A 21,697-nucleotide genomic window follows, 5' to 3' on the forward strand; every position below is an offset into this window, starting at 1 on the left:
GCAGTCCTAGAGGTCGTCCGTGTAGCCCAGGCTTCTTAGCGCACGCTCGTCGTCCGCCCAGCCCGATTTAACCTTCACCCACAGCTCTAGGTGAACCTTCGCCTCGAACATCTCTTCCATGTCTCGACGGGCTTCAATGCCGATGGTTTTGATCTTTTGCCCTTTATTGCCGATGACCATCTTCTTCTGGCCATCGCGCTCCACGAGGATCAGGCCGTTGATGTCAAAGCCACCGCGCTCGTTGGCCGCAAAGCGCTCGATTTCAACGGTCACGGAATAAGGCAGCTCTTCGCCCAAAAAGCGCATCAGCTTTTCGCGGATAATCTCCGCAGCCATAAAGCGCTGTGAGCGGTCAGTAATGTAGTCTTCCGGGAAATGGTGATCCGCTTCCGGCAGCTGCTCGCGCACGATTTTCGCAATTGCGTCAACGTTAGTCCCTACCTCAGCAGAAATAGGCACTACCGCGTTAAAGTTCATCTGCTGGCTTAGAAACGCAATGTGCGGCAGCAGTGAATCTTTATCGGTGACGTTATCGACTTTATTGATCGCTAAAATCACCGGGCACTTAACGTTGCGCAGCTTGTTAAGCACCATTTCGTCATCCGGCGTCCAGTGGGTGCCTTCGACAACAAAAATAACCAGCTCAACGTCGCCAATGGCGCTGCTTGCCGCTCGGTTCATCAGACGGTTTATCGCCCGCTTCTCTTCAATATGCAGCCCCGGGGTGTCGACGTAGATCGCCTGATAGGGACCTTCAGTGTGGATCCCCATAATGCGGTGGCGGGTAGTCTGCGCCTTACGCGACGTGATAGACACCTTTTGCCCCAGCAGCTGGTTAAGCAGCGTTGACTTGCCGACGTTAGGGCGACCCACGATGGCAATAAAGCCACAGCGGCTGGTTTCTTGATGTTCTGTCGTCATTCTAATCCTAAGTGCTTAAGAGCCTGTTCTGCTGCCGCCTGTTCCGCTTTGCGGCGGCTGGCGCCGATGCCGACGATGTCGTCGCTAATGCCGCTAACCTGGCACTGAATGGTAAATTCCTGATCGTGAGCCTCGCCTTTTACCTGCGTCACCAAGTAGGTCGGCAGTGGAAGATGGCGGCCCTGTAAAAATTCCTGCAGCCGGGTTTTGGGATCTTTTTGCTTGTCCCCCGGGCTAATGTATTCCAAACGGGAATGATACCAAGCCAAAATCAGCGCCTGAATCTGGTGAATATCGCTGTCTAAGAAGATGGCACCTATCAGCGCCTCTACGGTATCAGCCAGAATCGACTCGCGGCGGTAGCCGCCGCTTTTCAGCTCACCTGGCCCCAGCCGAAGGCATTCCCCCAGCTCAAACTCGCGGCCGAGCTCTGCCAGTGTATTGCCGCGCACCAGCGTAGCGCGCATGCGGCTCATGTCACCTTCGTCTACCCGAGGAAAGCGCTGATACAGCGCATCGGCGATAACAAAGCTCAGAATGGAATCGCCCAGAAACTCCAGACGCTCATTGTGTTTACTGCTGGCGCTACGGTGCGTCAGCGCCTGCTGCAAAAGCGCCTGCTGCTGAAACGTATACCCGAGTTTTCGCTGTAGCCTTTCAATAATGATAGGGTTCATGCATGTCCAAAACTAAATTCAAATCCAATAAAAGCGCCTGGTTCGCTCAACGGGCCAAGGCGTCCCGAAATAGTAAAATCCGGATTCAAGTCAGGCTTAAATCCGGATGTTCGTCGCTTCATCACCGACTCAAGACTGTACACGGCCAAATGTGTGGCACAGCCCAGTATACCCTAAATGTGTCAGTCAATCCCACCAATGCGGCTTAAGCGTACGCCGGTCGGCCACTCGCCTTCCTGCTTCTCAAAGCTCATCCAGATACCGGTAGCCTTACCGACAAAGTTCTCTTCCGGCACAAATCCCCAGTAGCGGCTGTCCGCGCTGTTATCGCGGTTGTCGCCCATCATGAAGTATTGCCCTTTAGGAACGATCCAAGTGTTAGCAGGAGAACCCGGCTGCTGATAGTACTCTCCAGCGCTGGTGACAACGTTAGGAATAGTCAGCGTCTGGTGGGCAACCTCGCCCAGCGTTTCTTGACGCTGCTGCATATCCACACCGCGCAGGCCTTTAGCCCGTTCGGCCTCGGTTTCCAGATCGAAAAAGCGGGTTTTCATCTGGCCAAGGCGCCCTTGTTCAGGCTCAAAGCCGATAAACCAGTTACTCTTTTCCTGAGGCGAATAGGTTAACTCTTGAGCCGGTGCGCAGTCTTTGTCCGTTGGGCAGGCTGGCGTAATTGTCAGCTTTTTTGAGACCGGATCGTAGTGCACAGTATCACCCGGCAATCCGACAACGCGCTTAATATAGTCGACGTTTTTATCCAGCGGGTATTTGAATACGGCGATATCGCCTCGCTGAGGCTTACCGGTTTCAACCAGCGTCGTCTGAGTAATGGGATCTTTAATGCCGTAAGCAAACTTTTCCACCAGAATAAAGTCGCCAATCAGCAGCGTCGGCATCATCGAACCGGACGGAATTTGAAACGGCTCATAGAGAAAAGAGCGCAGAACAAACACGACTGCCAGTACGGGGAACAGCGATCCTAAACCGTCCATCCAGCCTGTCGGAGTCGCAATGCGCGCCAGCGACTCGCGATCGATTTTACCTTCAGTCTCCACTCTGAGCGCTTCAATCTTGAGGCGACGAGCCGGCCCCCACTTAAAGCGCTCCAGGCACCAAAAAATGCCGGTTACCAGTGTAGCTACGGCCAAAATCAAGGCAAACATATTCGCCATGCGAACTCCTTAAGACTTACCAACGTGAAGAATGGCCAGAAACGCTTCTTGCGGAACTTCAACGTTCCCCACTTGTTTCATGCGCTTCTTACCATCTTTCTGTTTCTGCAACAGCTTTTTCTTACGGCTGACGTCACCACCGTAGCACTTCGCCAGAACGTTTTTACGCAGCTGTTTAACTGTGGAGCGGGCAATAATGTGGTTGCCAATCGCTGCCTGAATTGCAATATCAAACTGCTGACGTGGGATCAGCTCGCGCATTTTCTCCACCAGCTCGCGACCGCGAGTCTGGGAGTTATCTCTGTGGGTAATCAGCGCCAGCGCATCGACGCGATCGCCGTTGATCATCACGTCAACACGCACCATGTCAGAGGCCTGGAAACGTTTGAACCCGTAGTCAAGAGAAGCATAGCCACGGGAGGTAGACTTCAGACGGTCAAAGAAGTCCAGCACCACTTCCGCCATGGGAATATCGTAGCTTAGCGCCACCTGATTGCCGTGATACACCATATTGGTTTGCATACCGCGCTTTTCAACGCACAGCGTGATGACGTTACCCAAATATTCCTGCGGCAGCAGCATATGACATTCCGCGATAGGCTCGCGCAGCTCGTCAATGTTGTTCAGCGGCGGCAGCTTGGAAGGGCTGTCCACGTATACGGTTTCACCCGCCGTGGTGATCACTTCATACACTACCGTCGGTGCGGTAGTGATCAAATCAAGATCGTACTCGCGCTCTAAGCGCTCCTGAATGATCTCCATGTGCAGCAGGCCAAGGAAGCCGCAGCGGAAGCCGAAGCCTAGCGCTGTCGAGTTTTCCGGCTCGTAAAACAGAGAGGCGTCGTTCAGGCTTAGCTTGCCAAGAGCATCGCGGAAGGCTTCATAGTCATCAGAACTGATGGGGAACAGGCCTGCATAGACCTGCGGCTTGACCTTTTTAAAGCCCGGCAGCGGCACTTCCGCAGAGCGATGGGCGCTGGTCAGCGTATCCCCGACCGGAGCACCTAAAATGTCCTTAATGGCGCAAACAACCCAACCTACTTCGCCGCAACCCAGCACTTCTGTATCAATGCGCTTAGGGGTAAAGACACCCAAGCGATCGACACCGTAGGTTTGCCCGGTACTCATGACCTTGATCTTGTCATTTTTACGCAGCACGCCGTTTTTAATTCGCACCAGCGAGACAACGCCCAAATAGTTGTCAAACCAGGAGTCAATTATCAGCGCCTGCAAAGGTTCGTCGGCAGAGCCTTCCGGCGGTGGAATATCGCGTACCAGACGTTCTAAAACGTCCTGCACGCCGACGCCGGTTTTGGCAGAGCAGCGCACCGCATCGGTCGCGTCAATACCAACAATATCTTCAATTTCCTGCGCTGCGCGATCGGGGTCTGCCGCTGGCAGGTCGATTTTGTTCAGCACTGGGACCACTTCCAGATCCATTTCAATGGCGGTATAGCAGTTAGCCAGCGTTTGGGCTTCTACGCCCTGCCCGGCGTCGACCACCAGCAGCGCCCCTTCACAGGCAGCCAGCGAACGAGAGACTTCATAAGAGAAGTCGACGTGCCCGGGGGTATCGATAAAGTTGAGCTGGTAGGTTTCGCCGTCTTTAGACTTATAGTCCAACGTGACGCTGTGGGCTTTAATCGTAATACCGCGTTCCCGCTCCAGATCCATAGAGTCAAGAACCTGCTCGGCCATTTCCCGATCGCTTAAGCCACCGCAGATCTGAATGATGCGGTCAGACAGGGTCGACTTGCCGTGGTCAATGTGGGCAATGATCGAGAAGTTTCTTATGTTCTTGTTTGCAATAGCTTTATTATCAGTCATTCACCTAAATCCGGCTGATATAGAAATACGAGGCAGCGCGGCTGGCCTTGGCCCACCGCGCTGCCAAAAAATTGTCTGTCACCATTAAACTGGCGGACATTCTACACGTCGACATAGTTAAAACCTAGCAGCATACGCGATTGAATTATCGCCACAGCCTCTATTACCGCCTTGCTGGTGCCTGTTGCTCATTTATACCCCTAATTAGGGCATCTTTCTGAACAATCAAAAAAACTGAATGATAATGTCAATTTACTCCGCTATTCATTCGCATTCAGTTATCTATAATGACACACATTGAAAGGACGTTACCTTTCTCTCTCAAACTAACTGGAGTGAATTACCATGAAAAATGTTAAACTTATCGCAGCTGCAGCCGTATTATCCGCTTTCTCTTTCAGCTCTTTCGCCGCTCAGCAGGTTGATCGTTCTAAAACAGAAAATTTGGATAAAATCGGCACTGTGTCCGTCAGCAGCGCTAACAGCCTGTCTGCACTGGAAAGCCAGCTGGCCGCAAAAGCAGACGCTCAGGGTGCTAGCTACTACTACATCGTTTCTGCTTCAAGCAACAACAAAGTCAACGGTACTGCGATTCTTTACAAGTAATATCGAACATCCTGTCTTCCCATAGTACGACGTTTCATCATTTCCTTGTCTTTTCACTCCGCCTCGGCGGAGTGTTTTTTTATCCTTTTCCTACGCCGTTTATGTCTTCATCTATGCCTTTACGCTGACTCCTCGTCAACGTTCACACCGGGAAGTGCGACTCGTACAATTGCTGGCCTCATCGCTGGCTTGGTCGCTAAACGATTCGCATAAAATCGCGCTGTAATAAATCCCGCTAAACCGCCAAGCGCAGCACCGCCTATAGCTGCCAGATCCGTGTCCAGCCACAGGTAGAAAAGGGAAGAAAACAGCAGAATGCCTAGAAGCGGCACGGTGTAAACCAACAGAGCAGAAACCAGCAGGCTAGATTCTGGGATCGCCAGCGCAACGCGCTGACCGGGAATCAGAGGATCGTCGTGTTCAATTTTAAGCTCATGAATGCCGCTTGGCCCTAGCTTGCTTAGCACTCGAGTTCCACAGCTTGATGATGAACGACAGCCTGAGCATCCTGAACGCTGCTCACATCGCAGCGTCGCTACGCCCTGTCGCCAGTCAACAACTGTCGCCCACTCATGAAGCATTTTTTAGAGCCTTACTTAAAAACGACGCTACCGGCAATACGCTTTGCCGTTGCGGGAGGTAGCTCACCGATAATAGTGATTTCTACTTTATTGCGCGTCTCGGTATGAATGGTTCTCCGCCCCTGCCGCAGCAAATGCTCACCGGACTGATTGCCCGTTGGGGAAATGCTAAGCGAAAAACTAAACAGGCCATCGGAAAACAGACGAGATTCAATGACGGTATCCATTCCAGGCACGCCGTGTCGGCTTCGGGACGATTCAATAAAGCCTGCAGGAAGCCAACTGGCGTTCCAGTTAAGATTTAGCTTATCTCCGGGAGGCACTGACAGCAGCGGCGGCATGCTGGGTAAAGGATAGCCCGCCATTTTCTGACGAACGCTATCGCCTTCGTTAAAGGCAATAACGCGAAACTGTTCCAGCGTATCCCCATCGCGATCGATAATATCGGTTCTCAACGGGATACGCGTTTCTGTATCTAACCATACAGCGTAGCTATAGCGCAGACCGTCTTTCGGAACAATCCTCACCACATCACACAGGCGATTAGCTATGCGCGAGCGCCCCACTTTGACAAAGTCATAGTAGCGCTCAAGGCGTGAAATATCGGCAAATACCAGCGATGGTAAGGAGTCAACAATGTGATCGCCACGTATGCTAAACGGCTCCATGCCGGGTTCAAAATAGCTGACTTCAGCTCCGCGCATGATGGCTTCACGCTGTGGGCCATCCATATTAATCAGTTGAACCAAAGGCTGACCGTTTTGCAGAGAGTGGCTGTACTGCAGAGATTCAACGCCCATTTTGTTGACGTTGATATAGGCAAGTTCATAGTTCATTGCCCGGCTGGCGGAGGTCATTTCCTCAAGCAGGGCTTCAGTTGAACTCTGACCATCAGCAAACGCCGGGGAGACGAGTCCCCCCAGCAGGCTACAGTAAATAAAAGCGGCTAACTTCATCGACTATTGAGATAAACCTTGTTGTGCAGAAGTGCTGTTCTTAGCATTGCTGTTGGCCGGCGGCTGCACGGTCTTTAACTGTTCAGCATGTAAACGGCGCTGTAACTCATAGTCCTGCAGAATAGCGTTGATGCGCTTACGCTGCTCCAGAGCCTGCTGATTAATATTCTGAGCGCCTTCGGTGGCGACATCAAAACTGACAGGAGAAGGCTGACCGCTTAGGGGAACAGTGTTAAACACAGGTGTCTCTGGCGAGTTCTCGTCAGTCTGTTGGTTATACTGCTGTACCCCAACAATAACGACCAGAGAAACACAGGCGGCTAAGCCCACTTGCCCCATCTGGGAAAACCACGGGCGGACTTTATGCCAAAACGGCAGCGTCGACCAGGTTGCCGGATGCGGCTGTGAAATTTCAGGTTGAGAAATGTCGTCCATTTCAGGTTCAAGCGCTAGCGCAGCAGACACTTTATCAGCGATATCCAGATGAACTGTCTCGCCGATGTCTCCCCGCATGGTATCGCGGATCAGGTGATAGCTATGCCAACTTTGCTGAAGCGTTCTATCTTGGGACAGCATTTCGATCGCACCATTGTCAATCGATTCACCGTCCATCAGAGCGGAAAGCTTTTCTTTTTGCATGCCTTGTACCCTTTTGATTACAACATCCTAATTGCCTAAAAATACAGCTTAGCGCTGTATCAACGGTTGTACTTTATTATCTATCGCTTCACGAGCCCGGAAGATGCGAGAGCGGACGGTACCTACCGGGCAGTCCATAATTTCTGCGATCTCTTCATAGCTCAGACCATCGATTTCCCGCAGGGTGATTGCCATTCTCAAGTCTTCCGGCAACGCTTCGATGGTACTAAAAACAATGCGCTTCAGTTCATCAGACAACATTAAGTTCTCAGGGTTCGAAATTTCTTTCAATGCACTCGCATTTTCGAAATTTTCTGCATCTCCTGCGTCTACATCGCTAGACGGAGGGCGCCTACCCTGAGCAACCAGATAGTTCTTTGCCGTGTTGACCGCAATACGGTACAGCCAGGTGTAAAATGCGCTGTCTCCACGGAAAGACGCCAGCGCCCTGTAAGCTTTAATAAACGACTCCTGTGCCACGTCAGACACATCTGCCTGTGGCACATAGCGAGAAACCAGACCCGCAACTTTATTCTGGTAGCGAACAACCAGAATATTAAAGGCGGATTTATCTCCCTTTTGGACTCGTTCAACCAACGCCTGGTCGGTTACCTGCTCGCTCATTCGAGGTAATGTCTCCTCAACTATCTCGATGCGTAGTTATTGCTGACCCGTTCTTTATCTTCACTTTGAGCAAGCAATCGTTAGAAACTCACTATTGTAATAAGTTCCATAACGTTACGCAGAACTGTTTCGATTTGCCGATGATTTCGTCGGCCTTAACGCCATTTGGCATGTGTCACTAGCCGCTCGCAGCGGCCTAAAGTGTTATAGGCTAACATAAAGTTTATCATTAAACCTCAAACTTACTCGCTTTGACAAAAGCCACAGTGAAATTATATTTTTCTAAAAAAAGAGATAAAAATCTTTCGTTAACGCCCTGTAGGCTTTTGTATAGTTGCCTCCGTCCTCTTCACGAATAAACAGATACTGTTCATCACCGCTACACGGCGCTCGAGTCAGCTCCAACAGCGTGAGATAAGGAGCCCTGCCCACTCTGTCACTGACGTGAGTTCGGCGTCGGATAAACCACCCGTCTTGGGCGGCCTGCACAAGCAATGCTTCTGCGGGTGCAGTAGTCAGCATTAAAGAGAATGCGCCTTCCGGTTTCAGCAGTCGCTTGGCGTATGCCAGTAAGTCCGCATGCCGAAGCCCTGTCGCATAACGCGCTTTTTCTCTCGGCGCATCCCGACACTCACAGCCCTGCGGGTAATAGGGAGGGTTACAGACAATCGCGTCATAGCCACCCGCCTGCTGCGCGACAAACGTGCTGATATCAGTATGAAAAATCTGAATACGCGACGACCAAGGAGAAGCCAGAACGTTTTCCCTTGCCTGTGAAACAGCACTCTCATCAATATCTACCGCATCCAGTTTGGTAGAAGATGCACTTCGCTGTGCCAGCATCAGTACCAACAGCCCCGATCCAGTGCCAATATCGAGAACTCTGTGGCACTGTTCGTTAATAGCGGCCCAACTGCCAAGCACGATCCCGTCAGTCGTCACTTTCATGCCGCACTTATCGTGCGCGACAAAAAATTGCTTAAACGTAAAACCGCCGGGGCGATAGGAAGGCCGCTGCTCTTTGTTAGTCATGTGTCTTGGCTCGATAGGACTGGCATTTTTCTATCCTGCTTATTACAACGCTGTGTTATCAATTTTAACCGATACGATAGGAAATATGTCCCCCCTCGTTATCTTAAATAAGAGAATGCCCACCAGCGAGCGCGCTGTTCCTTCATCTATGAAAGAAAGAACAGCAGAAGATCGACAATAACGAGTGAAGATCCGGCATAATACATCTATAATCGGCGCCCCAAGCAGAGGTAGACCATGACCGTATTAGATTTTTCCGCACTAGAACTCGACCAGCCGCTGTTAGACGCCTTGAACGACAAGGGCTACGTTCGCCCGACGGCGATCCAGTCAGCCGCTATTCCACCCGCGATGGAAGGCCGTGACGTTCTCGGCTCGGCGCCGACCGGTACGGGTAAAACCGCTGCCTTTCTGCTCCCTGTTCTTCAGCACCTGCTCGATACGCCGCGTAAAAAGTCAGGGCCGCCTCGCGTGCTCATTCTGACACCAACTCGAGAGCTGGCAATGCAGGTCGCCGATCAGGCGCGAGAACTGTCTGCCCACACTCACTTAGACATCGCCACCATCACCGGCGGCGTGGCCTACATGAATCACGCCGAAGTGTTCAGTGAAAATCAGGACATTGTCGTCGCCACTACTGGGCGGCTTTTACAGTATATAAAAGAGGAGAACTTCGACTGCCGCGCCGTTGAGGTTCTTATTCTTGACGAAGCCGACCGCATGCTCGACATGGGATTTGCTCAGGATATCGAGCATATCGCAGGGGAAACCCGCTGGCGCCAGCAGACCATGCTGTTCTCCGCCACGCTGGAAAGTGAAGCTATCAACGACTTTGCCGAGCGTCTGCTTAAAGATCCGGTCCGCGTGGAGGCTGAAGCTTCCCGTCGTGAAAAAAATAAAATTCACCAGTGGTACTACCGCGCGGACGAGCTGACACACAAAACCGCCCTGCTCTGCCACTGGCTGAAGCAGCCTGAAGTCAGCAAGGCTATCGTGTTTGTCCGCAAGCGCGAAAGGCTGCACGAGCTGGTGCGCTGGCTGCGGGAAGCCGACATCAACTGCTTCTATATAGAAGGCGAGATGGTGCAGGCCAAGCGCAACGAAGCCATCAAGCGACTTCAGGAAGGCACGGTTCGGGTTCTTATTGCTACGGACGTCGCCGCGCGCGGTCTGGATATTCTGGACATCAGCCACGTCTTTAACTTTGATATGCCGCGCACGGCGGACACCTATTTACACCGTATCGGCCGCACTGGCCGCGCAGGGAAAAAGGGCGTCGCTGTTTCGCTGGTTGAAGCCCATGACCACCCGCTGTTGGAAAAGATTGAGCGCTACCTGAAAGAGCCAATCAAAATGCGTGTCATTGATGAGCTTCGCCCGACCACGAAAACGCCAAAGCCGGGCGACCACAAGCCGTCCAAGAAAGCCAAGGCCAAAGCGGCGGAAAAGCGCAAAGAAAAAAGTAAAGAGAAGAAAGTGAAGGTTCGCCATCGCGACAGCAAGAACGTTGGCAAGCGCCGTACGCCCGCCGCAGCCGCAGCCGCAGAATCTTCACCAAAAGAAAGCTAATGCTTTGTTATACCTAATCAGTCCGCATAAAAAAGGCCGCTCACAAGAGCGGCCTTCTTACATTCTAGCGAAAGAAATTACAGGCTTTCAGTGAAAGTACGAGTAATAACGTCGCGCTGCTGTTCTGGAGTCAGAGAGTTAAAGCGAACTGCATAGCCAGATACGCGGATGGTCAGCTGCGGATATTTTTCTGGGTTGTTGACAGCATCTTCCAGAGTTTCACGGCTCAGAACGTTAACGTTCAGGTGCTGACCGCCTTCAACGCGAACAGTCGGTTTGACTTCCATCGGCACTTCGCGATACTCGAACTGGCCCAGTTGGCTGGTCGGTACAACCTGATCTTCTACGTAGTCAGCTTTCGCACAAACGCAGCGCGCTTCTGATTTTTCATCGTCCAGCAGCCAGAAAGAGTTTAACAGTGCTGCGTTGTCTGCTTTAGTAATTTGGATACCGGTAATCATTTGGTGTCTCTCCATCAGTATTTAAAATCAACGTCCTGTGAGCGCTGGAAACAACAAACGACTTCTTGCAGCGCATCTGTAGGACTAACCCGTTTGCTATATCTTCTTATATAACAGTGAAATTAGATGAATACTTTGATTAAAATCAATTTTCAAAAATCACAAAATTTATCGTTTTTTACAGCTTTTTGTTTTGTATCAATAATTGCTATTTTAACGTCTTTAATTATTTTTGTAAATTTTCAAATTTTTTTATAACGCCGTCCAGATATTGATAAAAAAGCTCATCATTATTTTGGCCTTACGGTATGATTTCCCAACTAACTTCGGAAACTTCCGCTCCCTTAAAAAGCAAGGAGACGTTGATGAGCGACAAACTGACGTGGCGAGACGTAATTGGTCAGGAGAAAACCCAGCCCTACTTTCAAGAGACGCTAAAGTTCGTTGCCAACGAACGCGCTGCGGGCAAAGCCATTTATCCGCCTCAGAAAGATGTCTTTAACGCCTTCAGCTCAACAGAACTGGCAGACGTCAAAGTCGTGATATTAGGGCAAGATCCCTACCACGGCCCTAATCAGGCTCACGGGCTTTCGTTTTCCGTACTGCCCGGCATTAAGCCGCCACCGTCACTGGTCAATATGTACAAAGAGCTCAGCCAGGATATTCCCGGGTTCCACATTCCTAATCACGGATACTTACAAAGCTGGGCCGAACAGGGCGTCATGCTGCTCAATACCGTGCTTACCGTCGAACAGGGTCTGGCGCACTCTCACGCGAGCCTCGGTTGGGAAACCTTTACGGATCGCGTCATCAGCGCCATCAATGAACGACGCGACGGCGTTGTCTTCCTGCTGTGGGGCTCACACGCACAGAAAAAAGGCCGCATTATTGATAGAAAACGCCACCACGTTCTGGCTGCACCGCATCCGTCTCCGCTGTCTGCCCATCGCGGTTTCTTAGGCTGCCACCACTTTTCCCAAACTAACGCGCTGCTTGAGCAACAGGGGCTAGCGCCTATCAACTGGCAACTGCCGGATCTTTAGTCAGGCTTTGGGTCAATAATAAATATTTGGGTCAGTAATAAATAAAAGAAAAGAGCCGCATTTCACCTGCGGCTCTTTTCTATTGCTATAGCTGTTAGCGTTTACCGCCGTTATTCAATCTTCGTCGGCTGATCGAGTGTGTATTTACCCGTCAGAGACGTCAGGAAAGCGACAATGTCTTCGACGTCCTTTTTCGGCAGCTCGTTTTCCAGCTGGAACTTCAGCATCATTTCAACGGCGCCTTCCAACGAGTTAATGCTGCCGTCATGCAGGTAGGGGCCAGTTTGCTCAATATTACGCAGCGTCGGCACCTTAAAGCGGAAGCGGTCACGCTCAAAGGTCGTGAAGTTAAAGCGTCCGAGATCCACATCAGTAAGCCCATTCCCCCGTGCGGCGAAGTAGTCCTCTTTCAGGCCCATCATTTCAAACGACTGGCCGCCAAGGTTTTTACCCACGTGGCAGGTATCACACTTGTTGTCCTTGAACAGCTGGAAGCCGCGCTTTTGCTGTGCGGACAGCGCGCTATCGTCCCCTTTCATATAGCGGTCGAAAGGAGAATCCGGCGTTACCAGCGTTTTCTCGAACTCAGCAATAGCATCGGTAATAGCGTCTGCTGAAAAACCTTCAGGATAAACGGCAACAAATGCGGCGCTTAGTGCAGGGTCTTTCGCCAGCTTGTCGATGATCTGCTCCCAGGATTCAGACCCCATCTCGATAGGATTCAGCGGCGGCCCACCGGCCTGTTCCTGTAGGTTCTTCGCTCGCCCGTCCCAAAACTGTTCGACGTTGTAAACGGAGTTAAACACGGTTGGCGCGTTGATAGGCCCGAACTGACCGTTAATGCCTTTAGAGGTCACCAGATTATCTACCCCGCCGCTGGAAAGACGGTGGCAGGTTTCACAAGACAGAGAATCATCACCGGACAGTCGATTGTCATGGTAAAGCACTGAGCCAAGCGCAACCTTTTTAGCGTCCACTGGCATCGGTTCAGGAAGAGGCTGAACGGCTTCGTTCTTGAATTCGTCCCTCACGCCTTTTGTGACGTAATACGTCGCGCGCTGCGCTTTAGCCCAGTTAAGGATTGCCTCACGATCTTCGTCACTAATGCCACCATTCCAGTGAACGGCGGTATAGCGAGTCGGAGGCATATTGCCGTCTTGAATCACTCGCTCTATCTTGGCCAGATCGGATTCCGGCGCTGCCGTCCCGCCAATCAGGCTGTCCATCGTGGCCTGAAGGTTAAAGTGGACGTAGCCCATTTCTACATCGTAAGTCATCAGCTGTTTAGCAATGGGAAACGACGCGTAGAACGGCATATCGGCATTGCCGGTATGACAATATTCACATCCGCGCTGATAAAATATTTCTCGCACTTTCGCATCGCCCTTTGGCGTTGCAGTTTCAATCAGTCGAGCGCTTCTGTCCTGATCGTAATTATAAATGTAGGCCGCCGTCCCCAAATAGCCGACAATGCCGATAGCACATGCCCCTATAAAAATTTTCTTTATCATAGTGATTCCCGCATCTTGCTTCGTTTTATTTGAATTTCATGAGAAAAAGTCACTCATGAAGATAAAGTACGGGAATTATGGGTGCTGGTGTAAAACACAAGTTGATGGGGATCAATTAGATGAGGCAGTTGTACCTATCGTTAGAATAGGAAACGGCTATTGATAAACTATTTTATATTCAAAGCGTTGCTAACAGCGGGGGAGAAATCTTTTAAAGGTGTGACGGCTGAAAAGAGGAAAATGAATGAAACGCTGAGGCGGTATCTTCTTACTTTACCGCCTCAGCCACCAGCAGGCGCTATTTAGAAACAGCGACCATCGCCGGACGAATCAGCCGACCGTTTAGCGTATAGCCCTTCTGCATCACCATCATAACGCGGTTAGGCTCATGCTCGGCAGACTCCATCATCGTCATCGCCTGATGAAGTTCAGGGTTAAACGGCACGTTCGTCTCTTCAATCGGCTCTACGCCGAATTTAGCCACAGCATTCAGCAGCGACTTCAGCGTCAGCTCAACACCTTCAACGAAAGCGGCGACATCAGTATTTTCTTTACTTGTCGTGGTCAACGCTCGCTCAAGGTTATCAATGACAGGCAGCAGCTCGATCGCAAACTTCTCCAGCGCAAACTTGTGGGCTTTCTCCACGTCCTGTTCAGCGCGACGACGAACGTTTTCAACCTCAGCGCGAGCGCGCAGCTGACTCTCTTTTTCCAGCTGCTGAGCTACGGCTAGCTGGCTCTCAAGATTTTCGATGCGCTCAAGATATTGGCTGACGGTATCCGTCTCTGCGGCTTGCTCAGCGGCGTCCATCTGCTGATGCTCGTTATTTATCTCTTCTGAGACTTGCTCATTAGGGGTATTTTGTTCTTTACTACTCATGTCTATCTCCGCAGTTTGGCATTACGCTTGCTTACTTTGCCTATATTATGGGGATGAAAAACGACGAATCAAGGAAGTCGTACATATTCTCTGAATGTTAGACAGGAAACCGTAAATGAATCATAACGCATTCAGTTGCATTGGCTTAGTGGGCCATCCCCGTCATCCCGCGGCGTTAGCCACCCATAAAACGCTTTACCACTGGCTGGTGTCAAAGGGCTACGCTGTTATCGTCGAACAGCAAATCGCCGGGGAACTCGACATTCCGGGAGCTACCACCGGAAGCCTGTCTGAAATCGGCCAGCTCGCGGATCTTGCCGTGGTCATCGGCGGCGATGGCAACATGCTGGGCGCGGCTCGCATTCTCTCGCGTTATGACATTAAAGTCATCGGCGTTAACCGAGGTAATCTCGGATTTCTCACTGATCTAAACCCGGACAATATTCAGCAGCAGCTGTCAGAAGTGCTGGAAGGCAACTATATCAGTGAAAAACGCTTTCTGCTGGAGGCACAGCTTCACCGCGCCAATCAGCCAACGCGCACCAGTACGGCGATTAACGAAGTCGTGTTACACCCCGGCAAAGTCGCTCATATGATCGAATTTGAAGTGTATATTGACGACAACTTCGCCTTTTCCCAGCGTTCTGACGGGCTGATTATCTCTACGCCGACGGGCTCTACCGCCTACTCTCTCTCCGCCGGAGGTCCAATTTTAACGCCAACGCTGGACGCTATTACTCTGGTGCCCATGTTTCCCCATACGTTGACGTCACGTCCGTTGGTGATTAACGGCACCAGCACCATTAACCTGCGCTTTGCCCACTACAGCCGGGATCTGGAAATTAGCTGCGACAGCCAAATCGCCCTGCCGATCCAAAAAGACGAACACGTGATTATTAAGCGCAGCGAGGCTCAGCTTCACCTCATCCATCCAAAAAACTACAGCTATTACAATACGCTAAGCACCAAACTGGGCTGGTCGAAAAAATTGTTCTAAAAGCGTTCAATCTTCTTTACTGTATAAAAAACCAGTTTATACTGTACGTAACTACAGTAGCTGGTTTTTTGTTTTTTACAGCTTTCAAAGAAACGAAACGGGAAGAGAATCATGCTGGCACAGTTAACCATTAGCAATTTCGCCATCGTTCGCGATCTGGAAATCGACTTCCACGCGGGCATGACGGCGATTACAGGTGAAACCGGCGCGGGTAAATCTATTGCTATTGATGCGCTAGGGCTTTGTCTGGGCGGGCGCTCAGAAACAGCCATGGTGCGTTCCGGTGCCAGCCGAGCCGACGTCAGCGCGCGCTTTTCCCTGAAAGACACGCCAGCCGCCCGCCACTGGCTAGAAGAAAACCAGCTAGACGATCAGCAAGAGTGTATTCTGCGCCGCGTAGTCAGCGCCGATGGGCGCTCAAGAGGCTTTATTAACGGCACGGCGGTACCGGTTTCCCAACTGCGTGAGCTTGGTCAGCTTCTGATTCAAATCCACGGCCAGCACGCCCACCAGCTGCTGCTCAAGCCCGATCACCAAAAGCGCCTGCTTGATGCCTATGCTCACCGTACTGACCTAATGACCGAGATGAAGCAGGCTTATCGGCAGTGGCATCAAAGCTGTGCGCAGCTTGCGCAGTACCAGCAGCAGAGCCTGGAACAGGAGTCTCGCGTTCAGCTGTTGCAGTACCAGCTAAAAGAGCTAAACGATTTCGCCCCTCAAACAGGGGAATATGAGCAAATTGATGAAGAGTACAAGCGCCTGTCTAACGGCGGCCAGCTACTCTCTCTGAGCCAACAGGCGCTACAGGTTTTAGCCGAAGATGACGAGCAAAACGTTTTAAGCATGCTCAACCATGCCCGGCACAGCCTGCAGGAGCTGGCCTCCATCGACGAAAAGATGAGCGGCCTGCTAAACATGCTGGAAGAGGCCTCTATTCAGGTCAGTGAAACCAGTGAAGAGCTTCGCCACTACGCCGAGAAAATGGAAATCGATCCGGTTCGCCTTTACGAACTGGAACAGCGCCTCTCCCGGCAGATTGCCCTTGCTCGTAAGCACCATATTGCGCCGGAACAGCTGCCGGAACTGCATCAGCAGCTTCTGGAAGAGTTCAAGCAAATCAGTCGGCATGAAGAAAACTACGAATCGCTGGTGCAGGACGTTGAGCGTCACCATCAGTTTGCACTGGAAGTGGCTAATCGCCTACACCTGCTGCGCATCGAATCCGCTAGCGAACTGGCCTCGCTGATTACCAGCAGCATCCACGCGCTAGCCATGCCGCACGGCCAGTTAACCATTGACGTACAGTGGCAGCCGGAGCACCTAAACGCAGAAGGCGCCGATCGCATTGAGTTTCTGGTCAGTACTAACCCCGGTCAGCCACAGGCTCCTTTAGCCAAGGTCGCATCAGGCGGTGAACTTTCGCGTATCGCTCTGGCTGTACAGGTCATTACTGCACAGAAAATGGAAACTCCTGCGCTGATTTTTGATGAAGTTGACGTTGGCATCAGCGGGCCGACTGCCGCCACCGTCGGCAAACTGCTTCGCCAATTGGGTGCGTCGACTCAGGTCATGTGCGTAACCCACCTGCCTCAGGTTGCCGGCAGCGGGCATCATCATTTTTACGTTAATAAGCGCACAGACGGCGCGGAAACTGAAACTGACATGGTTCTGCTGGACAAAGCCGCGCGTCTGCAAGAGCTGGCTCGGCTTCTGGGGGGCAGCGAAATTACCCGTAATACGCTGGCTAACGCCAAAGAGCTGCTGGCGGCCTGAAAAATAACCACCCGTTAAGTCAACTTTTTGCCAAACTTGCAGTCAAACCTAAACGCATCCGCCCAGCCGATGCGTTTTTTTATACAACGGACTGATAAACCCGACGATGAAGGTTTCCAAATGCCGCAAGGTCTATTATCATCGTCAACCTATGTTCTAAAGGAAAGTATACTATGCGCTGCAAACTGCTGACTGCCGCCGTGATGGCAATTGGAATTGTAACAACCGGATGCTCTACGCTAGAGAAGGTGGTTTACCGTCCGGACATCAACCAGGGTAACTATCTGGAACCTGGGGATGTCGCTAAAGTGCAAAAAGGCATGAGCAAACAGCAGGTGGCCTACATTCTCGGCACGCCAATGCTGCACGATCCGTTTGGCTCAGACACCTGGTATTATGTCTTCCGCCAGCAGCCTGGCCATCAGGACGTTTCTCAGCAAACCGTGACGCTGACCTTTGACAGCGGTGGCATGCTGACTAGCGTGACCAACGACACATCAATGATGAAGCAGGAAGACTAGTTTTTTCTATCTTTACTTGTCGTATAAATTAAAAAAGCAGGGCGTCTAAGTACATTTACTATGACGCCCTGTTTTTTGACTTTTCTGCCCGCATTCGCCGCAGTTCTTTCGGGTCAGCAATCAAAGGCCGGTAAATCTCCACCCTATCGCCCTCTTTAACTTCGTCCGTTAGCTTCGCCGCACGGCTAAATATGCCGACTTTATTCACCTTGAGATCGATATCCTGCCGGGTTTCCAACAGGCCAGACGTGCGAATAGCCTCTTCCACCGTTGTTCCCTGAGGCACGCTGAGGGCAATCAGAAACTGTTTTTCCGGTAGCGCGTACACAACCTCAATACTAATGTCCGACACCGTAAACCTCTTTTGCCCGCTTGATAAAGGCCTGAACCATATTCTGCGCCAGCTCGTGAAAAATCCGCCCAAAAGCGATCTCTACCAGTCGGCTGCTAAACTCAAACTCTAGGGCAAACTCGATTTTGCAGGCATCGTCGCCCAGCGGCGTAAAGTGCCAGCCACCCTGTAAGGTTCGAAACGGGCCGTCTACCAGCGTCATATCGATAACTGAGTCCACCACCATTTGGTTACGGGTAGTAAAGGTTTTGCGTATCCCCACTTTCGCCACATCAATAGAAGCCACCATTGTCGTTTCAGTCTTCTCGTGGATCCGGCTGCCGACACAGCCCGGCAAAAACTGCGGATAAGAGAGCACGTCGTTGGCTAAATAGTACATCTGCGCGGCACTGTAGTTGACCAGAGCAGAACGCTTGATACGCTGCATGAAACTTCCTAACTTAATCAGATTTGGGAAAAATAGTTAAGGCAAAAGTAAAAACGCCGCAAATCATATCACTTAACGTTCACGGGCCCAAACGCCTTCCGTGTGCCCTCTTTCCTTCTCGCTAGCGCTACGCGTTGCTATAAAAAATCACGCCGCCAGCGGGCGCGAGGGATATCTTTCGGCCCATCATTCAGTATAATAAAAAGTACTATGACTAAGAAAAAAGCCTACAAACCCGGTTCCGCAACCATTGCGATGAACAAACGCGCACGCCATGAATACTTCATTGAAGAAGAAATCGAGGCGGGTCTTGCCCTGCAAGGGTGGGAAGTCAAATCCATGCGCGCCGGCAAAGCCAACATCAGCGACAGCTATGTGGTTTTCCGCAACGGTGAAGCCTACCTGTTCGGCGCCACCATCACGCCGCTGAACGTGGCCTCTTCCCACATCGTCTGCGATCCAACCCGCACTCGCAAGCTACTGCTTAACCGCAAAGAGCTTGATAACCTGTTTGGCCTAGCGAATCGCGACGGCTATACCATCGTCGCTCTCTCTCTGTACTGGAAGAACGCTTGGTCGAAGATCAAAATCGGCGTTGCTAAAGGCAAGCAGTTGCACGACAAGCGCACCGACGTCAAAGACCGCGAATGGCAGTTGGATAAAGCGCGCATTATGAAGCACGCCAACCGCTAAGCCGCTGGCGTCTAGCTGCTGAATTCTGTTATACTTGTTTTAACACTCTGGGGCTGATTCTGGATTCGACGGGATTTGCGAAACTCAAGGTGCATGCCGAGGTGCGGTAGGCCTCGTTAACAAACCGCAAAAAAATAGTCGCAAACGACGAAAACTACGCTTTAGCAGCTTAATAACCTGCTTGAAGCCCTCTCTCCCTAGCCTCCGCTCTTAGGACGGGGATCAAGAGAGGTCAAACCCAAAAGAGATCGCGTGGACGCCCTGCCTGGGGTTGAAGCGTTAAAACTAATCAGGCTAGTTTGTTAGTGGCGTGTCTGTCCGCAGCTGGCAAGCGAATGTAAAGACTGACTAAGCATGTAGTACCGAAGGCGTAGGAATTTCGGACGCGGGTTCAACTCCCGCCAGCTCCACCAAAATTCTCCATCGGTGATTACCAGAGTCATCCGATGAAGTCCTAAGAGCCCGCACGGCGCAAGCCCTGCGGGCTTTTTTGTGCCTTCAATTTGTCCTGCGAAGTCTGATGCCAACTAATTAAATCCGAACCTTTTAGGCACCTTGTTAGGCACCTCATAAAGCTTTATTGTTTTTGAGGTGCCTAAAACTATGGAAACCCGGCAATGGCAAGACAAACCAAACCTCTATCCGTTAAGGAAATCGAATCTGCTAAACCCAAGGAAGCGGACTACGTTCTCTATGATGGCGATGGCCTTGAGCTACTCATCAAATCCAGCGGGAGTAAAATCTGGCAGTTTCGCTACATTCGCCCTGTCACCAAGAAACGAGCAAAGAAAAGCATAGGCCCCTACCCGTCAGTTACCCTTGCCGATGCCAGAAACTACCGTGCAGAGTCCCGCTCACTCCTGGCTAAACAGATTGATCCGCAGGAACATCAGCAAGAACAATTGCGTAGTTCGCTGGAAGCCAAAACCAATACTTTCCAGCTCGTAGCTGAACGTTGGTGGAATGTGAAGAAAGCCAGTGTGACCGAAGACTACGCAGAGGATATCTGGCGCTCTCTTGAGAGAGATGTTTTTCCTGCGATTGGCGACATTAGCGTTACAGATATTAAAGCTCATACACTGGTTCAGGCCGTGCAACCGGTTCAGGCCAGAGGAGCACTGGAAACTGTTCGTCGCCTGTGTCAACGTATTAATGAGGTCATGATCTATGCCCAGAACACAGGGCTGATTGATGCTGTTCCCAGCGTTAATATCGGTAAAGCCTTCGAGAAGCCTCAGAAAAAGAACATGCCCAGCATTCGACCGGATCAGCTACCTCAACTGATGCAGACAATGCGAACAGCCAGCATTAGCCTTTCCACACGCAGCCTGTTCATGTGGCAACTTCTTACTATCACCCGCCCAGCCGAAGCGGCTGAGGCTCGCTGGGATGAAGTTGATCTGGAAGCACGAGAATGGAAAATTCCCGCATCACGAATGAAAATGAACCGTGACCATACCGTTCCTTTATCAGATGAGGCAATGGCTGTTCTGGAAATAATGAAGCCGTTAAGCGGCAACCGAGAATTTATATTCCCTAGCCGCATCAAGCCAAACCAGCCGATGAACAGTCAAACCGTAAACGCATCGCTAAAACGCGCAGGTTTTGGTGGGGTGCTCGTTTCACACGGCCTGCGATCTATCGCCAGTACAGCCCTAAATGAACAAGGCTTTCCGCCTGATGTCATTGAGGCAGCACTTGCCCATGTAGACAAGAATGAAGTTCGTCGCGCTTATAACCGCAGCGATTACCTGGAGCAGCGTCGTCCAATGATGCAGTGGTGGGCTGAATTAGTCATGTCAGCAGAGTATGGAAATATGATTGAGACTGGCATGAAAGGAATGCGATTGGTCGGGTGAATTATGTTAACTACTTTTCACTCAGCGTTTTGGAGGATATGGTGTAATTGTCTATTTCCGTCCGGTAAGTGCTAGAAACGACATTATTAGCATAATTTAATCTCATCGAGTGAGAAGCAATTGAATATATATGAGCCTGAACGATGGATACTGTTGAGTAACACGATATGGGGTTCACTTTAACTTACTTATAGGCTTGTGTATCTGACATGAGCATTCATCCTGACACATACCATAAGCCTTCGTGTTGTTGCCAGATATCACACCACCTTACGAAGTCATAGACGCAACTAACACCAGCAAAGAGTGTTTGATCTGGCTGGTCAGCGTCTGCTTTGCAGAGTGCCACTGTGAATGAGGCTGCTGAAGCCGATCATTGGAAGGAATTAAACTGAAGATGGCACATAATCAGCCTAGTCACAAAGGATAAAAGAATAACGTGTATTTAGCCTTTCCTTGGCGCTGACAAAAATTTACGAAGCTCTCAGACCTTGGGTACCGCAGTACCTCTTTTTTACTTTGTCCTGTATCAATTTAATTGCAAAGAACGTTGATGCAATACACCACATATAGGTT

Annotated in this window: 22 protein-coding genes and 1 other RNA gene; 9 read left to right on the forward strand and 14 right to left on the reverse strand. The window is 50.9% G+C overall.

Annotated features, from left to right (window positions below):
- Nucleotides 1-6: 6 nt before the first annotated feature.
- The 4 genes from era to lepA all read right to left on the reverse strand — a co-directional run bounded on the left by era (nucleotide 7) and on the right by lepA (nucleotide 4,597).
- Complete coding sequence (gene era, locus DQM29_RS11780) at nucleotides 7-921, reverse strand: GTPase Era (protein WP_111740874.1); 915 nt, start codon at nucleotides 919-921, stop codon at nucleotides 7-9.
- Nucleotides 918-1,598, reverse strand: a complete 681-nt coding sequence (gene rnc / locus DQM29_RS11785) for a ribonuclease III (protein WP_111740875.1) — start codon at nucleotides 1,596-1,598, stop codon at nucleotides 918-920. The genes era and rnc overlap by 4 nt, the downstream gene beginning before the upstream one ends.
- Nucleotides 1,599-1,780: 182 nt before the next feature.
- Entirely contained in the window at nucleotides 1,781-2,770 is a 990-nt protein-coding gene (lepB, locus tag DQM29_RS11790) for a signal peptidase I (protein WP_111740876.1), read from the reverse strand.
- A gap of 9 nt (nucleotides 2,771-2,779) precedes the next feature.
- Entirely contained in the window at nucleotides 2,780-4,597 is a 1,818-nt protein-coding gene (lepA, locus tag DQM29_RS11795) for a translation elongation factor 4 (RefSeq protein WP_111740877.1), read from the reverse strand.
- A gap of 345 nt (nucleotides 4,598-4,942) precedes the next feature.
- On the opposite strand from lepA, the gene bhsA reads away from it, so the two are divergent.
- Nucleotides 4,943-5,203, forward strand: a complete 261-nt coding sequence (gene bhsA, locus DQM29_RS11800; protein ID WP_111740878.1) for a multiple stress resistance protein BhsA — start codon at nucleotides 4,943-4,945, stop codon at nucleotides 5,201-5,203.
- Nucleotides 5,204-5,322: 119 nt separating this feature from the next.
- Here bhsA and rseC read toward each other — a convergent pair whose 3' ends face one another.
- The 5 genes from rseC to DQM29_RS11825 all read right to left on the reverse strand — a co-directional run bounded on the left by rseC (nucleotide 5,323) and on the right by DQM29_RS11825 (nucleotide 9,035).
- Nucleotides 5,323-5,784: a SoxR-reducing system protein RseC gene (rseC, locus tag DQM29_RS11805; protein ID WP_111740879.1), complete on the reverse strand. Its 462-nt coding sequence runs from the start codon at nucleotides 5,782-5,784 to the stop codon at nucleotides 5,323-5,325.
- An 11-nt stretch (nucleotides 5,785-5,795) separates the two neighbouring features.
- Nucleotides 5,796-6,740 (reverse strand): sigma-E factor regulatory protein RseB, encoded by a 945-nt coding sequence (gene rseB, locus DQM29_RS11810; protein ID WP_111740880.1) that lies wholly within the window; start codon nucleotides 6,738-6,740, stop codon nucleotides 5,796-5,798.
- A gap of 3 nt (nucleotides 6,741-6,743) precedes the next feature.
- The gene (gene rseA / locus DQM29_RS11815) at nucleotides 6,744-7,379 is read right to left on the reverse strand and encodes an anti-sigma-E factor RseA (RefSeq protein WP_111740881.1); all 636 of its coding nucleotides are present in this window, start codon (nucleotides 7,377-7,379) and stop codon (nucleotides 6,744-6,746) included.
- Between the two features lie 48 nt (nucleotides 7,380-7,427).
- The gene (gene rpoE, locus DQM29_RS11820; RefSeq protein WP_111740882.1) at nucleotides 7,428-8,003 is read right to left on the reverse strand and encodes an RNA polymerase sigma factor RpoE; all 576 of its coding nucleotides are present in this window, start codon (nucleotides 8,001-8,003) and stop codon (nucleotides 7,428-7,430) included.
- A 282-nt stretch (nucleotides 8,004-8,285) separates the two neighbouring features.
- Entirely contained in the window at nucleotides 8,286-9,035 is a 750-nt protein-coding gene (locus tag DQM29_RS11825) for a tRNA1(Val) (adenine(37)-N6)-methyltransferase (protein ID WP_111740883.1), read from the reverse strand.
- A 237-nt stretch (nucleotides 9,036-9,272) separates the two neighbouring features.
- Here DQM29_RS11825 and srmB point away from each other — a divergent pair, with 237 nt between their 5' ends.
- On the forward strand, nucleotides 9,273-10,604 hold the full coding sequence (gene srmB, locus DQM29_RS11830; RefSeq protein ID WP_111740884.1) for an ATP-dependent RNA helicase SrmB: 1,332 nt from the start codon (nucleotides 9,273-9,275) through the stop codon (nucleotides 10,602-10,604).
- 77 nt (nucleotides 10,605-10,681) lie between these two features.
- Here srmB and grcA read toward each other — a convergent pair whose 3' ends face one another.
- Complete coding sequence (gene grcA, locus DQM29_RS11835) at nucleotides 10,682-11,065, reverse strand: autonomous glycyl radical cofactor GrcA (RefSeq protein ID WP_111740885.1); 384 nt, start codon at nucleotides 11,063-11,065, stop codon at nucleotides 10,682-10,684.
- 365 nt (nucleotides 11,066-11,430) lie between these two features.
- Between grcA and ung the strand changes: the two genes are divergently transcribed.
- Nucleotides 11,431-12,108 (forward strand): uracil-DNA glycosylase, encoded by a 678-nt coding sequence (ung, locus tag DQM29_RS11840; RefSeq protein WP_111740886.1) that lies wholly within the window; start codon nucleotides 11,431-11,433, stop codon nucleotides 12,106-12,108.
- A 110-nt stretch (nucleotides 12,109-12,218) separates the two neighbouring features.
- On the opposite strand, the gene DQM29_RS11845 is transcribed toward ung, so the two are convergent.
- Nucleotides 12,219-13,619, reverse strand: a complete 1,401-nt coding sequence (locus tag DQM29_RS11845) for a cytochrome-c peroxidase (protein ID WP_111740887.1) — start codon at nucleotides 13,617-13,619, stop codon at nucleotides 12,219-12,221.
- A 298-nt stretch (nucleotides 13,620-13,917) separates the two neighbouring features.
- Nucleotides 13,918-14,499 (reverse strand): nucleotide exchange factor GrpE, encoded by a 582-nt coding sequence (grpE, locus tag DQM29_RS11850; RefSeq protein ID WP_111740888.1) that lies wholly within the window; start codon nucleotides 14,497-14,499, stop codon nucleotides 13,918-13,920.
- 115 nt (nucleotides 14,500-14,614) lie between these two features.
- Between grpE and nadK the strand changes: the two genes are divergently transcribed.
- The 3 genes from nadK to bamE all read left to right on the forward strand — a co-directional run bounded on the left by nadK (nucleotide 14,615) and on the right by bamE (nucleotide 17,790).
- Entirely contained in the window at nucleotides 14,615-15,496 is an 882-nt protein-coding gene (nadK, locus tag DQM29_RS11855) for an NAD(+) kinase (protein WP_111740889.1), read from the forward strand.
- 111 nt (nucleotides 15,497-15,607) lie between these two features.
- Nucleotides 15,608-17,269, forward strand: a complete 1,662-nt coding sequence (gene recN, locus DQM29_RS11860; protein WP_111740890.1) for a DNA repair protein RecN — start codon at nucleotides 15,608-15,610, stop codon at nucleotides 17,267-17,269.
- Nucleotides 17,270-17,442: 173 nt separating this feature from the next.
- Nucleotides 17,443-17,790, forward strand: a complete 348-nt coding sequence (bamE, locus tag DQM29_RS11865; protein WP_111740891.1) for an outer membrane protein assembly factor BamE — start codon at nucleotides 17,443-17,445, stop codon at nucleotides 17,788-17,790.
- A 58-nt stretch (nucleotides 17,791-17,848) separates the two neighbouring features.
- On the opposite strand, the gene DQM29_RS11870 is transcribed toward bamE, so the two are convergent.
- Together DQM29_RS11870 and DQM29_RS11875 are read right to left on the reverse strand one after the other, a co-directional pair.
- Nucleotides 17,849-18,142 (reverse strand): RnfH family protein, encoded by a 294-nt coding sequence (locus tag DQM29_RS11870; protein WP_111740892.1) that lies wholly within the window; start codon nucleotides 18,140-18,142, stop codon nucleotides 17,849-17,851.
- Nucleotides 18,129-18,569 carry an SRPBCC family protein gene (locus DQM29_RS11875; RefSeq protein WP_111740893.1) on the reverse strand — a complete coding sequence of 147 codons (441 nt, stop codon included), beginning with the start codon at nucleotides 18,567-18,569 and terminating at the stop codon, nucleotides 18,129-18,131. Before DQM29_RS11875 ends, DQM29_RS11870 begins: the two co-directional genes overlap by 14 nt.
- A gap of 210 nt (nucleotides 18,570-18,779) precedes the next feature.
- On the opposite strand from DQM29_RS11875, the gene smpB reads away from it, so the two are divergent.
- The 3 genes from smpB (at nucleotide 18,780) to DQM29_RS11890 (ending at nucleotide 21,121) form a co-directional block, all read left to right on the forward strand.
- A complete protein-coding gene (smpB, locus tag DQM29_RS11880; protein ID WP_111740894.1) occupies nucleotides 18,780-19,262 on the forward strand; it encodes an SsrA-binding protein SmpB in 483 nt (160 codons plus the stop codon).
- Nucleotides 19,263-19,311: 49 nt separating this feature from the next.
- Nucleotides 19,312-19,675, forward strand: a transfer-messenger RNA (tmRNA) gene (gene ssrA / locus DQM29_RS11885).
- Between the two features lie 204 nt (nucleotides 19,676-19,879).
- On the forward strand, nucleotides 19,880-21,121 hold the full coding sequence (locus DQM29_RS11890) for an integrase (RefSeq protein ID WP_111740895.1): 1,242 nt from the start codon (nucleotides 19,880-19,882) through the stop codon (nucleotides 21,119-21,121).
- Nucleotides 21,122-21,697: the final 576 nt, after the last annotated feature.

It is taken from the genome of Leminorella richardii, assembly GCF_900478135.1.
GTDB lineage: Bacteria > Pseudomonadota > Gammaproteobacteria > Enterobacterales > Enterobacteriaceae > Leminorella > Leminorella richardii.